Below are 14,541 nucleotides of genomic sequence, written 5' to 3' on the forward strand. Positions count from 1 at the left end.
CTGCACCGCAGCAGCGCCGCAACTGGCTTTATACTCCGCCAAGTTGGACGTACTTCATCAAACTTAAGGAAACTTTAAACAACATTGTCTTGGGGTCGACATGACTAGAGGTAAATATGACTGATAGCGAATCAACTCAACTGGCTGAAATTATTCCACATGTAAAAGTCCTGATTGATCCCGACCAGGAATCTTCTCTTATTCCTTTCGTACCTCGCGGCACAAGCAGTTGCTGCTCTCGGCCCATCTGGCGGAACAGCGCTGCTTGGGGCTTGAACGTACGTAGCAAGCACCCAGGTCATTTCAAGGGGGGGTAATTATCCTGGACGAGAACCCCTTGGTACCTATCCTGCTATAGCAAGCGGAATCAAACGTAAACTTTGTGACATCTGAAAACTTCTCGGCCTTTACCCGCGCCGGCCTGCCAGTTGCAATAGATAGCCGGGCGCCCTCTTGGTTCGAATCAAGAAACATTCAAGTCAATGGCAACAGAGAAAATAACGATATCGGCCGGGCATGCTGCGCCTATGGTGCCTATACGACAATAGATCACGTTGTAATCGTATGGGGCACTCGTGGTGGCCGCTACACTGAGTACGTAACTAACGTATCTAATAATGCTTCGGTTTCCCGCGACAATAACGGAGTCGACTGGATAAACCGTGGACCGCATAATGTCCACCGGCATGCGAAATGAAGACTGGAACTACTTCAGTGAAATTCTCGACGAAACGTACGACGGAGCGCCCACTAATTGCACTATTTTTAATTGCTTGCAGGGAGACATGTGTTGGAAAAGTGCAAGCAGCTGCAAGCGCAAATACATTGATATCGGAACCAATGGCTCATTCGGTCAGATTACTGTGGATGGCGGCTCGTTAGAAATTAATGCGAGATCGTGCTTGATCTCAAATCTTAACCAGTATTTCGCCGGCCTGGGAGGCATCATGATTACAGTTTCGGGCTCTTGCAACATGACTGGAGCGTGGCGAGGCCTCGCCCGCGCGGCAGGATCTACAGCCGAGCCAGACGCTTGGGTTGCCAGGATCACCGGAGGCTTTAACAGCGTCGGTGTTATGCAGAAGCTGAACTAGCTGGCTTGTCGCCTTCAACTTGCCTGAATTGGTGCCCACCCTGACCAGTTGCTGGCCATTCAGTAATCCATCTGAAACACACCAGGCCGGGCGAGCGGTCATGACTTTACCCAGCGCAGCGCCAAGTGTCCCGAACACAATCCTGAACAAAATTAACATTGAGCCTGCAGTTGAATGCGGGCGAGGACTTCGTGTGAATACTTATCGACACACCAATCGGCGAAACCCGACAGGACGGGGCTCGCTTCCTTGCCGGGCGGCATGCACTGGTGTCGATCCCGCGCCAAGACGACATGGGCATTGTCGCTGATGTCTGCCAGTCGTTCATCTTCGACAACGGTGCGTTTTCGATCTGGCTGCCGTCTCCGACCGGGAAGCCAAGAAAGCGGGCTTCGACGCTAAACGGGAAAAGCTCAACGACGTGTTCGGCGGCCCGGGTTCTCCAATGTACTCAGGCAGTGACAGCTACGTCGGTGGCGTGAAGATCAGCGATAGCCGGGATCTGGACGTTGATTGGCGGCGCCCGGACGAATACGGCGGGCCCTGCGCAACGCGGCCTAGCCAGAGAAAGGGGCCACAAAAGAAGCTCGAGCGGCGCACAAGGCTGAACACGAGCGCAACACCCTTCCTGTAAGAAGCGACGATCTCATGAGCCTGATTAAGCTCGAGGTTGAGTTTTCTGTCCTGCCTACGCAGATCAGCGACTCGCGCTCTGGATAGTGCGTGCGTACATATCTGCAAAAAAAGCGATTCGTACCATTCCATGGGCCACCTCTGAAAAGTCAGGCCCACAAATACCCCCACTTCAACGAATCACGCCAGCCGGCGAGAAAGGAAGATGATAGAGGCGGCAGCTTAAGCCTGGATCAGAACGCTAGCCTGCTGCGAATCAATAGTTGGGATCAGCCCCGAGCCCTGTTGATGTGCGAGCCAGGCCCGAGTCAGCTTCACGTCGAATCGCCAGCCATGGGTTTCCATCCAAACAAGCGCTGTATGGGTAATTCGATAGTGTCCGCACTTCGTGCATGCTCTTTCCTGGTAATCATCACCAGCATTGACGTCCGAAGCAGGCTCATCGCAAATTAGGCATTCCATATCTACCTCCATTGGCTGGACCCCTAACTATAGACGATTCCCACCCCTCCACCGCCCGGGCATGCCCCGGCATAGGACGCTCCATGACGGGCGCCCCATGTGCAAGCTTCACGGCCTGCGGATGCTTGACCCGGCAATTTTTGGTCACCTGCCGCTCTCCAGCGCCGATAGCACGAACATCGGCCGGAACATCGGCATCGATCAGGCTTGGCGCGGCACGTACTCGCCGCCGACCTAGGAGGCCCGGGCAACGGTGATGCGTAGCCGAATTGAGTCGCACAACGCCCCGCCATGGCTGTACGAACAGCAGAATTTCCCACAGGAGTAAATTCAGGCGCTGATGGGACATGCAGACGAGAAGATGACAAAGCACTATCAGGAGGGGCACGACGAAAAGAACATCGAGTACCTGGAGATGGGCGCCGAGTTGGCGTTTTGAGTGAGGGTTTTGCAAATCGCAGACAACAAAAAAGGGCCCACCTTTCGGTGAGCCCTTCTAGACCGCCCAGCAGAGCGGATTTTGTTTGGTAGGCGCGATTGGACTCGAACCAACGACCCCCACCATGTCAAGGTGGTGCTCTAACCAACTGAGCTACGTGCCTGCTGTGAGGCGGCATTCTACGGAATTCCGGAGGGGTGTCAACACCTTTTTTCGAGCTAACCCTATGAATATGCAAAATATTTAATTTTGCCGGTACAAAGAAGATTTTCCGGGTGGCTGGCGGGCGATTTTCAACTCGGGTAGGATCAACGCACTCGTAAAATATATTAAACAGAGGCTGCCGGATGGCTAACACTCCCTACCCCGAGTCCTACTACGCCGCATCGGCCAATGCGGTTCCACCGCGCCCGGCGTTGCAGGATGACGTGGAGACCGATGTCTGTGTGATTGGCGCCGGTTATACGGGGCTGTCCTCTGCCCTCTTTCTGCTCGAGAACGGTTTCAAGGTCACGGTGCTCGAAGCCGCCAGGGTGGGATTCGGGGCGTCCGGGCGTAATGGCGGCCAGATCGTTAACAGCTATAGCCGCGATATCGATGTCATCGAGCGCACGGTCGGTCCCAAGCAGGCCCAGTTGCTGGGGCAGATGGCGTTCGAGGGTGGGCGAATCATTCGTGAGCGGGTCGCCAGGTACAACATTCAGTGCGACTTGAAGGACGGTGGCGTGTTCGCCGCGATGACCGCCAAGCAGATGGGGCATCTCGAATCCCAGAAGCGCCTGTGGGAGCGTTTCGGGCACACCCAGCTTGAGTTGATGGATCAACGCCGCATCCGCGAGGTGGTTGCTTGCGATCAGTACGTCGGCGGGATGCTCGACATGAGTGGCGGCCACATCCATCCGCTTAACCTGACACTGGGTGAAGCGGCGGCGGTCGAGTCCCTGGGTGGCACGATTTACGAGCAGTCGCCCGCTGTGCGCATCGTGCGCGGCGCGAATCCGGTGGTGCACACGCCGCAGGGTAAGGTCCGGGCCAAATTCATCATCGTCGCCGGCAACGCTTATCTGGGCAACCTGGTGCCGGAACTGGCCGCCAAGTCGATGCCTTGCGGCACACAGGTGATTACCACCGAGCCATTGGGCGAAGAACTGGCACAGACCCTGCTGCCCCAGGATTACTGTGTCGAAGACTGCAATTACTTGCTCGACTACTACCGCCTGAGCGGTGACAAGCGCCTGATTTTCGGTGGTGGCGTGGTGTATGGCGCGCGGGATCCGGCGAACATCGAAGCGATCATCCGGCCGAAGATGCTCAAGGCATTCCCGCAGCTCAAGGACGTGAAGATCGATTACGCGTGGACGGGCAACTTCCTGCTGACCCTGTCGCGCCTGCCTCAGGTCGGACGGCTGGGCGACAACATCTACTATTCCCAGGGTTGCAGCGGCCATGGCGTGACCTACACGCATCTGGCGGGCAAGGTCCTGGCCGAAGCGCTGCGCGGCCAGGCCGAGCGTTTTGATGCGTTTGCCGACCTGCCCCACTACCCGTTCCCCGGCGGACAAATGCTGCGTACCCCATTCGCGGCACTGGGCGCCTGGTACTACGGATTGCGCGACAGGTTCGGGTACTAAGCGGCACGCAATACATTGTAGGAGCGAGCCTGCTCCGGGCGGCGATCCGACGATATCGGTCTAGCAGCCAACGAATATGTTGGATGTTACGACCTCATCGCGAGCAAGCTCGCTCCCACAGGGGTTTCGGGTTAGAGACGATCTCGTGGGATACCGCTGCGAATCCGCAGGATGTCCGCCAGCACCGCCAGCGCGATCTCTGCTGGCGTCTTGCTGCCCAGGTTCAGCCCGATGGGCGCATGAATCCGCCCCAACTCGACATCCCCCAGCCCACCAATACGCCGCAAGCGCTCGAAGCGCTTTTGCGAGGTCTGCATGGAGCCCATCACACCGATGTAAAACGCCTCGGTGCGAACCGCCTCCATCATCGCCAGGTCATCGATACGTGGGTCGTGGGTCAACGCCACCACCGCCGTGTCGCTGTGACAGCCTCCATCGGCGATGAACACCGACGGCAGTTGGCGACGAATCTCCACGTTTTCCAGCACGACGCCTTCCAGCACTTCGTCCCGCGGGTCACACAGAATCACCTCGAAGCCCAGGCCCACGGCAAACTCCGCACAGGCCTGGGCTACACTGGAATACCCCGCCAGCAGCAAGCGCTGGGCTGCGCCGACACGCACGCGCACCCGGTCGATTTCACGCTCGATACGCACACCCTGCTCACGATCATCTAACAGGCTGCGCGCACCGCTTTGCAGATCCACTTCGCGGATCAACCGACGCCGACCCAGCAGCGCCGACTCCAGCTCCCGCAGATGCGCTTGCACCTCGCAATCGCCATCAAGCTTCTCGACCAGCACATCCAGCACCCCGCCACACGGCAGGCTGACGCGCGAGCGTGGGTCGTCGCCTTCGCCGTAACGAACAACGCTGACCGGTTCCAGAAACGCGCCCTCGGCGACTCGCTCGAGAAAGTCTTCCTCGACACAGCCACCGGACAACGAGCCAATCCAGTGCCCCTGCGTGTTCACCGCCAGCAGCGAACCCGGTGCGCGCGGTGCCGAGCCGTACGTGGTCAGCACCGTACACAGCCAGATGCGCTGCCCGGCCGCCGACCACTGCAGCGCCCGGCGTATCACTTGCAGATCGAGATGCTGCATATCAGTGGGCCTTGTGCTCGAGCGGCGGCGCATCGGCCCGCAACTTCTGCACGTCGTTTACAGCCAGATCATTCGGCTGACCGCCCCACCCCTGACGCAGGTAGTTCAGTAGATCCGTGAGTTGCTCGTCGCTCAATTTCGCGGCGAACCCTGGCATCGGTTGCATGTGTTCGAAACCAGAGAACTTCTGTTCACCGATACCGTCGTCGATCACCCGTACCAGGTTGCGCGGATCTTCCAGGCGCAACGTGGTGTTACCGCGCATGGCCACGGCGATATGCGGCTTGCCCTCACCGCCCGGCGCATGGCAACCGGCGCAGACATTCAAATATTCCTGACGGCCGCGCTGGGCACTCGGACTCAGCTTGTCCAACGGCACTTCGGTGAGCACTTTCGCCGCTGGCGGCTGATCGCCCAGCAGGAAGGTCGCCATCGCCGCCAGATCCGGATCGCTGAGGCCCTGGGTGCTGTTGTGGAACACCGGGAACATTTCGTTGAACATCGTGCCCTGGGCGCTCATGCCGTGCTTGAGGAAGGAGCTCAGGTCTTGGTGATTCCAGCCACGGGCCGCCAGGTCAGTGGCCAGCAGGCTCGGCGCCAGATAACCGTTAAGCAGCCCGCCGGTCATGCGCTTGTCCTGCTGCATCGCACCCGGCAAGCCGCGTGGGGTGTGGCATTCGCCACAGTGCCCCAGAACGTCGACCATGTACTGGCCGCGCTTCCAGGCTTCGCTCTTGCCCTCGGCAGGCTCCAGCTTCACGTCCTTGCCGTACATCATGTTCCAGCCCATCAGGCCCAGGCGCACGTTAAACGGGAAGCTCAGGCTGGTGACCGGCGCAGCACGCTCGATCGGCTCGACGGTTTTCAGGTAGGCATGAATCGCGTCGGAATCTGCTCGCGGCATCAGGTGATACGAGGTGTAGGGCATCGCCGGATACAGGTTCGCACCATCGCGGCGCTTGCCTTCGGTCAGCGCGGCGAAGAACTCGTCATCGTTGTACAGGCCGATGCCGTGCTCTTTGCTCGGGGTGATGTTGGTGCCGTAGATCGTACCGAACGGCGACGCGATCGGCAGGCCGCCCGCATAGGGCGCGCCACCCGGCGCGGTGTGGCACGCCATGCAGTCGGCGGCGCGGGCGAGATATTCGCCTTGCTTGACCTGCGCATCATCCGCGTGAGCCGCCACCACAGGCGCAGCCAGACCAACCGCCAACGCCAGGCGGCTAAGTAGAAGCTTCATGCTTAACCCTCCTTGACCAGGCCGAGATCGGTCAGCACGTTGCGCGTGGCGCTGTAGTAGCGCACGTACCCGGTGCAACGGCAGATGTGATGACCGAGGCTGTCCTCGATGACTTTTTCCAGCTGGCTTTTGACGATGGGCTGACGCTGCAGCTTTTCCACCAGCACGGTCGCGGCATTCACGAAGCCCGGCGCGCAGTAGCTGCACTGGAAGGCGAACTCGTCGACGAAGCGCTGCTGGATCGGGTTCAGCTCGGTGACCTTGCCCTGCTCGTCGCGGGTCGCATGGCCTTCGATGGTCCGCACTTTCTTGCCTTCGAAATAGTGTGCGCCGGTGATGCAGGTGCGCACTTCTTCGCTGGTGCCATCGGGGTTGTCGACGATCACCACGCAGGCGTGGCAGATGCCCTGGCCGCAACCCAGGCGCGAACCGGTGAGGTTCTTGTATTCGTGCAGGTAGTCGATCATCGGCAGGTCATCAGGGATGTCCACCGGGCCGACGGATTGACCGTTGAGGGTCAGTTGAAGCGGACGGTTAGCCATTGAGGGCCTCCTTGATGCGTGCAGAAGTGATAGGCAGGTCGCGGACACGTTTACCGATGGCATGGGCCACGGCGTTGCCGATGGCACCGACCACCGGGATCATCACCACCTCGGCGATGCCCTTGGACGGGTCGCTCGGCGACAGCGGCGGCAGGATGTCCGCCGTCTGTTTCCACACCGCGACGTGACGCGCCATTGGCAGGCGGTAACGGTTGAAGTTCCAGTCACCCTCCCCCGGCCCGCCTTCGTACAACGGCATCTCTTCCATCAGCGCATGGCCGATGCCCATGGCGATCCCACCTTCGAGCTGGCCCCTGACCAGTTCTTCCACCAGCACCCGACCGCACTCGACCCACGAGTGATGATTGAGCACCGACACTTCGTTCGAACCCTTGTTGACCTTCACTTCCACCAGCGTCGCGACCGGGCTGTAGTAAGTCACCGCCGCGTTGTTCAGCTGGGTCGCCGGGTAGGCGATGCCCTGCCGATCCAGCAGATGGAAACCGGCGCTGTTCATCTGCGCCTTCTTCGCCTTCGGTGCACCGTCGCCGTACTTCACGGCCAGACCGTCAAGCGGCAAGCGCTCACGCACACCATCGATGCTGAACTCAGCCTCGGCCCAACTCCAGCGGTTGAAACCGTGCACGGTGGCGCCGCTCACCAGGCCCCGCTCGTGAACGCGCTTGGCGAGCATGGCGAATGGCAGTGGCTCCATGCCGTTGGCCGTGAGCTTGCCGTCGACCCAATGGGCGTCTTCGCGGCGCACCACGTAAGGGTTGGCCTGGCCGCCGTAAGGGCCTTGGCGCCAGATCTCCAGCGCCGCCGGCCACAGGCCGTGGTTGAACAGCACGCGCGCCGCTTCACGGGTGGCGTGGCTGAAGTAGTACGCCGAGTTGGTGGCCGACGAAGCCGAAGCGACCTTGCCGACCCAGCGTGGATTGCGCAGGAAGTTGTCCTGCTCGGCCTGGCTCATGATGTACGGGTTGCCGCCACTGATCAGCTGCAACTCTTTCCATTCGGTTTCGCCGGTCTTCACCTCGTGCGCCGGAATACCAAGGAAATCGGCCACGACCATGGCCTGGGAGGTGGACATGCCGGTGCCAATTTCGATACCGATGTGGCGCAGGCTGATGCGACCTTCGGCAGTGAATTCAATGCTGGCCATCGGCGCTTCGGAACCGGTACCGAAGTCTTTCTGGCAGATGGCGAAACCCACCCCGTACCAGTTGTCCGGATCGGCGGCTTCGCGTTGTTTCTTGATCGCGTCGCGGTTTTTCCAGGTGTCGTGGACGGCCGCTTTGTCGAGAATCTCGTGCAGGCGCAAGGCACCGGCCGGGATCGCGCCCTGGGTGTTTTTCATACCCGAGCGCAGTGCGTTTTTACGGCGCAGTTCAATGGCATCGACACCGAGGCGACCGGCGATTTCGTCGACCATCATCTCGGTCGCCGCCATGCTCTGCAGGGTGCCGTAGCCGCGCATCGACCCGGCTTCAACGGCGCGGGAGTGATAGGCCGTGACCTGCAGATCGTTCTGCGGCATGTAGTAGATCGACTGTGCCGCCGTGGCGCCCACCGCAGCCACGGATGGGCTGTAGTTGATTCGCCCGCCACCGTCGACGCTCATCTCCGAACGGAAAATCTTGAAGCTGTGATCGGTTTTGTCCACCGCCAACTGGTAGCGAATGTCGAACGGGTGACGCTTGATGCCGCTCTGGAACTGCTCGTAGCGGTCGTTGGCCAGGCGCACCGGCACACCGGCGCCGTACAACGCGGCCAACGCTGCGTAGTAGACGAAAATGTTGTGATCCTTGGAGCCGTAACCGACGGTGTAACCCGGGTGCATGTTCAGGTTGGCCAGGCCGAAACGCGACGGTGCGATCATCTTCGCGGTTTCGGTCGCCGCTTCCAGCGGGCACTGGGTGGCGACGACGAAATGCAGGGTCTTGGTGGCCGGGTCGTACCAGCCGTTGCCGTTGTCCGGCTCCAACGCGGCCGGCTCGATCGACGGGGTCTTGTAGCGCTCGTCGAACACCAGCCAGTTGTCCGGCGGCGTGTCGATCTGCTGCTTCATGCGCTCGGCGTAGAACAGCCCGCGCTCGGTCAGGTTGCCGTGCAGGTTCGGCTGGGCATTCCACACCGGACGGCGATTGCGCAGCATCGGGAACAGAATCGAATCCTTGAGGCTGGCGAACTCGTCTTCGTCCGCCGAGGTTGCGCCGCCGACGCGCACGTAGCGGAAGCTGCCGTAGGGATCGCCTTCATAAAACGGCGCTTTATCGCCGTAGCGAATTGCCTTGTCATTGAATTTGAGTTGGTTCTTGGCCTGACGGAAGCGCTCGAAATCGTTCCAGATCAGGATCGCCACCGGGTGGCCGATGAACATCGGCACCTTGCCGGCCGGCAACAGTGGATCCGGGGCGTGCTCCTCAGGGAACACGATACCGTCCTTGACCAAGTCCTCGGCGGTAACGATGCGGTCCGGCTGCAACTCGGCGCCGAGCCAAGACAGGTCGATGCCTGCAAAGATGTGGTCGGCCTTGATGGTTTTCAGCAGCATGGCGTGGCCTTGCTGCTGCGGCCAGCCCGGCATGTCCTTGGCACGGATGTCGCGGGCAAAGACTTTGCTGCCGCAGACCTTGGACAAGGCATCGTTACGGGCGCGCGCCTTGCCGTTATTGCCGAGCCACTGCTCGGACGGCACGGTCACGCTGTTTTCCATCAAGGCGGCCAGCGCCTGGCTGCTCAACGGCGTGAGCGTCACGCTCACACCCGCTACCAGCCCGCCCTGAAGGAACGAGCGCCGGGATATATCACGGTTGGACATGGATCATCCTCTGGGCGGTTATGGGGTCCGCCCTTCTGGTTATGTTCTGGAAATCTCGAGTCTTGCAGAAGCCCTTTTCGACGATGCAAAGGGCTGTTGGTGACAGTGCAAAGCTGACCGAAAGGTTAAGTTTATAGGCTTATGCCTTCGCGGAAAACCAAAAACTGACCAAGAAATCAAAAAACCGCGACTTTTCGACGCAGCAGATCGATGAACAACCCCAACTCCCGACTGATGTGCTCGCCCTTGCGCAACAGCAGCCCGAATGGCGCCATTTGCACATCCAGTTCCACCGGCAGCGCCACTACCAGGCCCATTTTAAGATAGTCGCGCAATGCGGTTTCCGACAGCACCATGATCGCGTCGGTCAGCTGAATCAGTTGCTGCATGGAGTACACCGAACTGCATTCGATGATGTCTGCCGGCAACGGCAAGGCCAGGCGCTGCAACGCCTGATCCAGACCGATGCGCGCCGGACTGGTTTCCGGTTGCAGGATCCACGGCCAACCGCTGACCAGCTCCGCCATCTCCAGTTTTTTGCGCCGGGCCAACGGGTGGCCGGCGTGCACCACCACCAGCAAGCGTTCGTTACCCAATTGCTCGAAGACGTAATGCTCACTGTCGGTGGCAGCATTGCGCCGGGCGATGGCAAGGTCAATGCGGCCCTGTTCCAGCAACTGGATCACCTGGTCGCTGGTGTCGCCCATGATGCGAATCCGCAGCTGCGGATTGAGCGCCTTGATCTCGGCAATCGAATCCATCACCAGATCTGGCGCCGCGCCCATGATGGTACCGATCGACAGATAGCCGTAGCCGCCCTGCTGCCGCGCCATCAGGTCCTCGGCACAACGGTCGAGGCCACTGATGGCCGACTCGGCAAAGCGAATCAGCTCCTGGCCCAGCGCTGTCGGGCGCATCCCCCGCGGCAGACGCTCGAACAGATCGCAGCCGAACATGTCTTCAATCTCATGGAGCATGCGGGTTGCCGCCGGTTGCGACATGTTCAGACTTTGCGAGGCGCGGTGCAGGTTCTGGCTGGTGCTGAGCGTCACCAGCATGTGCAGATGCTTGTAGCGCAGGCGATTGAGCAGACTGCGGGAGATGGTCGGCGTGGTCATGGCGGGCCTTTTTATCGATACCCTGAGGGTATCAGTTGTGAGCTAGATTCGATTTGTAACGTATCGATCAGCGGCCGTACAGTCTTCCCCATAAGAACAAATGCCCTACCAAAGGAAAACTGCGATGAAGACTCTACCCGCGCCTCTGCTCGCCAAAATTTCCTGGCGGCTGCTCCCGTTTCTCCTGCTGATGTACATCATGGCTTTCCTCGACCGCGCCAACGTCGGGTTCGCCAAGCAAGCCTTCCAGGCCGATACCAACATCAGTGATGCCGCCTTCGCCTTCGGCGCCGGCGTGTTCTTCGCTGGTTACGCACTGCTCGAAGTGCCGAGCAACCTGATCCTGCACCGCGTCGGCGCCCGCCTGTGGATGTGCCGGATCATGGTCACCTGGGGCCTGGTCTCCGCCGCCATGGTCTTCGCCCACACTGAAACCAGCTTCTACGTCCTGCGCTTCCTGCTGGGCGTGGCCGAAGCCGGCTTCTTCCCCGGCGTGATCCTCTACCTCACCTACTGGTTTCCCAGCGCCGTGCGCGGCAAGGCCATGGGCTTCTTCTACTTCGGTGCGCCGCTGGCGTTCATCTTCGGCAGCCCGTTGTCCGGCCTGCTGCTGGAACTGGACGGCTTTACCGGTTTACACGGCTGGCAGTGGCTGTTTGCCGTTGAAGGCCTGATGGCCACGGCTGTGGGCATCTGGGCCTACTGGTACCTGGACAACCGCCCGGCCGACGCCAAGTGGCTGACCGTCGAGGAACGCCAGCAAGTGCAGAGCCTGCTCGATCAGGAAGACAGCCATAAACAGAACCACGGCCGCAGCCTGCTCAACGTCATTTGCCAACCTTCGGTGCTGTACCTGTGCCTGATCTACCTGTTGATCCAGGCCAGCGTCTACGGCGTGGTGTTTTATCTGCCGAGCCAGGTTGGCGGACTGCTGGGCACCAAGGTCGGGCTGATGGTCGGCCTGGTCACGGCGATTCCATGGATCTGCGCATTGCTCGCCGCCTACCTGATTCCCGGCTACAGCGACCGCACCGGCGAACGTCGCCGCACCGCCTGCCTGACCTTGTTGATGGCCGCCGCCGGGATCGCCTGCTCGGTGACCTTCAGCAACCCGCTGCTGGGGATCATCGCCCTGTGTTTTGCCGCGTCCGGCTTCATCGCCGTGCAACCGGTGTTCTGGACCTTCCCCTCCAGCTACCTCGCCGGCAGCGCCGCCGCGGCCGGGATCGCCCTGATCAACTCGTTCGGCGCCCTCGGTGGCTTCATCGCCCCAGTGCTGAAGAACTGGGCCGAAGGCGCCTTCCATTCACCGGCAGCAGGCTTGTACGTGCTGGCCGCTACCACCGTCATCGCCGCGTTGCTGGTGCTGGGCATACGCGCACCCGGCCATAAAGCCTCGAACAAACCGGCCACCGTTTAAACCTGAGGAGTCACACCATGGGCATTCCAACCATCAAACACGTCCGCGCTTTCACTCTGCGAGGCGGCGGCGCGGATTATCACGACCAGGCCGACGGCCACTGGATCGACGATCACATTGCCACGCCGATGAGCAAATACCCCGAGTACCGCCAGAGCCGCCGCACCTTCGGCATCAACGTACTCGGCACCCTGGTGGTGGAAATCGAAGCCAGCGACGGCACCGTCGGTTTTGCCGTGACCACTGGCGGCGAGCCTGCCGCCTACATTGTCGAAAAGCACCTGGCGCGCTTCCTCGAAGGCGCCCGGGTCACCGACATCGAAAAAATCTGGGACCAGATGTACCAGTCGACCCTGTACTACGGGCGCAAGGGCATCGTCATCAACACGATCTCCGGCGTTGACCTGGCGCTGTGGGACTTGCTCGGCAAGATCCGCCAGGAGCCCGTGCATCAGTTGCTCGGTGGTGCGGTTCGCGACGAGTTGCAGTTCTACGCCACCGGCGCCCGCCCGGACCTGGCGCAGAAAATGGGTTTCATCGGCGGCAAGATGCCGCTGCACCACGGCCCGGCCGAAGGCGAGGAAGGCCTGCGCAAAAATCTGGAGGAACTGGCAACCATGCGCGAACGCGTCGGCCCGGAATTCTGGCTGATGCTCGATTGCTGGATGAGCCTGGACCTCAACTACGCCACCAAACTGGCGGTTGGCGCCCACGAATACGGCTTGAAATGGATCGAAGAAGCCCTGCCACCGGATGATTACTGGGGCTACGCAGCCCTGCGCAACAACGTGCCCAAGGGCATGCTGGTGACCACCGGCGAACACGAAGCCACGCGCTGGGGCTTCCGCATGCTCCTGGAAATGGGCTGCTGCGACATCATCCAGCCGGATGTCGGCTGGTGCGGCGGCATCACTGAACTGGTGAAGATCTCGGCCCTGGCCGACGCCCACAACGCGCTGGTCATCCCTCACGGCTCTTCGGTGTACAGCTACCACTTCGTCGCCACCCGCCATAACAGCCCGTTCGCCGAGTTCCTGATGATGGCGCCGAAAGCCGACGAAGTAGTGCCGATGTTCCACCCGCAATTGCTCGGCGAACCGGTGCCGGTCAATGGCCGCATGCGCCTTTCCGCGCTCGACCAGCCTGGTTTCGGCGTGACCCTCAACCCGGAATGCCAACTGCATCGGCCGTATAACCGCTGAGAAAGGAGTTCGACATGAACATGCCGCACAACGCGTTCAAGGCCGCACTGAACAACAGCGGAACCCGGTACGGGATCTGGGCCGGGTTCGCCACCGGCTACGCCGCGGAGATCGTCGCCACCACCGGTTACGACTGGATGCTGATCGATGGCGAGCACGCGCCAAATACCGTGCCCGGTGTACTCGCCCAGTTGCAGGCCGTGGCGCCTTACTCGACCGCGCCGGTAGTGCGCGCGGTGAATGGCGATGCCAACCTGATCAAGCAACTGCTGGATATCGGCGCACAGACGCTGATGATCCCGATGGTCGAAACCGCCGAGCAGGCACAGGCACTGGTGCGCGCCATGCGCTACCCGCCCCACGGCATTCGCGGGGTCGGCGGCGGCCTGACCCGCGCCACCCGCTGGGACGGTGTGCCGGACTACCTGAATACTGCCCATGAACAACTGTGCCTGATCGTACAGGTGGAATCGCGGATCGGCGTGGAAAACGTCGCAGCGATCGCCGCCGTCGAGGGCGTGGATGCGGTGTTTATCGGGCCGGCGGATTTGTCGATCGGCCTGGGCCATGCCGGCAACCCCGGTCACCCGCAAGTCCAGGAGCGGATTCAACACGCCGTGAACGCCACGCTGGCGGCCGGCAAGGCCTGCGGGATTCTAGCCCCCAACGAAGAAGACGCCCGCCGCTACCAGCACTGGGGCTGCCAGTTCATTGCCGTGGCCATCGACATCAGCCTGCTGCGCCAAAGCGCCATGGCCACCCTCGCCCGCTACCGCGAACCCGCTACCACCCAAGCGCCGTCACGCACTTACTGATCTGCCAAGGAGTCGCAC

General features: G+C 60.9%; 10 protein-coding genes and 1 tRNA gene. 5 read left to right on the plus strand and 6 right to left on the minus strand.

Features of this window, described 5'->3' with window-relative positions; translation table 11 throughout:
• Positions 1 to 674: 674 nt before the first annotated feature.
• On the plus strand, positions 675 to 1,094 hold the full coding sequence (locus KGA85_RS04270) for a hypothetical protein (protein WP_223454321.1): 420 nt from the start codon (positions 675 to 677) through the stop codon (positions 1,092 to 1,094).
• Positions 1,095 to 2,714: 1,620 nt separating this feature from the next.
• On the opposite strand, the gene KGA85_RS04275 is transcribed toward KGA85_RS04270, so the two are convergent.
• Positions 2,715 to 2,791: transfer RNA gene (locus tag KGA85_RS04275), tRNA-Val, on the minus strand.
• Between the two features lie 184 nt (positions 2,792 to 2,975).
• Here KGA85_RS04275 and KGA85_RS04280 point away from each other — a divergent pair.
• Positions 2,976 to 4,259, plus strand: a complete 1,284-nt coding sequence (locus tag KGA85_RS04280; protein WP_223454319.1) for an NAD(P)/FAD-dependent oxidoreductase — start codon at positions 2,976 to 2,978, stop codon at positions 4,257 to 4,259.
• A gap of 131 nt (positions 4,260 to 4,390) precedes the next feature.
• On the opposite strand, the gene KGA85_RS04285 is transcribed toward KGA85_RS04280, so the two are convergent.
• The 5 genes from KGA85_RS04285 to KGA85_RS04305 form a co-directional block, all read right to left on the minus strand.
• Positions 4,391 to 5,362, minus strand: a complete 972-nt coding sequence (locus tag KGA85_RS04285; RefSeq protein WP_223532628.1) for an XdhC family protein — start codon at positions 5,360 to 5,362, stop codon at positions 4,391 to 4,393.
• A gap of 1 nt (position 5,363) precedes the next feature.
• Positions 5,364 to 6,602, minus strand: coding sequence for a cytochrome c (locus tag KGA85_RS04290; RefSeq protein WP_223542933.1), 1,239 nt, complete (start codon positions 6,600 to 6,602; stop codon positions 5,364 to 5,366).
• A gap of 2 nt (positions 6,603 to 6,604) precedes the next feature.
• A complete protein-coding gene (locus KGA85_RS04295; protein WP_007982256.1) occupies positions 6,605 to 7,144 on the minus strand; it encodes a (2Fe-2S)-binding protein in 540 nt (179 codons plus the stop codon).
• A complete protein-coding gene (locus tag KGA85_RS04300; RefSeq protein WP_223542934.1) occupies positions 7,137 to 9,968 on the minus strand; it encodes a xanthine dehydrogenase family protein molybdopterin-binding subunit in 2,832 nt (943 codons plus the stop codon). Before KGA85_RS04300 ends, KGA85_RS04295 begins: the two co-directional genes overlap by 8 nt.
• Positions 9,969 to 10,144: 176 nt before the next feature.
• On the minus strand, positions 10,145 to 11,086 hold the full coding sequence (locus KGA85_RS04305) for a LysR family transcriptional regulator (protein WP_223448423.1): 942 nt from the start codon (positions 11,084 to 11,086) through the stop codon (positions 10,145 to 10,147).
• Between the two features lie 124 nt (positions 11,087 to 11,210).
• Between KGA85_RS04305 and KGA85_RS04310 the strand changes: the two genes are divergently transcribed.
• The 3 genes from KGA85_RS04310 to KGA85_RS04320 are packed head-to-tail and all read left to right on the plus strand — an operon-like array spanning position 11,211 to position 14,523.
• Complete coding sequence (locus tag KGA85_RS04310) at positions 11,211 to 12,506, plus strand: MFS transporter (RefSeq protein WP_223454309.1); 1,296 nt, start codon at positions 11,211 to 11,213, stop codon at positions 12,504 to 12,506.
• A 17-nt stretch (positions 12,507 to 12,523) separates the two neighbouring features.
• A complete protein-coding gene (gene rhmD, locus KGA85_RS04315; RefSeq protein WP_223454307.1) occupies positions 12,524 to 13,708 on the plus strand; it encodes an L-rhamnonate dehydratase in 1,185 nt (394 codons plus the stop codon).
• A gap of 14 nt (positions 13,709 to 13,722) precedes the next feature.
• Positions 13,723 to 14,523 carry an aldolase/citrate lyase family protein gene (locus KGA85_RS04320; protein ID WP_223454305.1) on the plus strand — a complete coding sequence of 267 codons (801 nt, stop codon included), beginning with the start codon at positions 13,723 to 13,725 and terminating at the stop codon, positions 14,521 to 14,523.
• Positions 14,524 to 14,541: the final 18 nt, after the last annotated feature.

Origin of the sequence: Pseudomonas sp. GL-B-12, from assembly GCF_019955895.1 — a bacterium.
In the GTDB taxonomy this organism is placed as follows: domain Bacteria; phylum Pseudomonadota; class Gammaproteobacteria; order Pseudomonadales; family Pseudomonadaceae; genus Aquipseudomonas.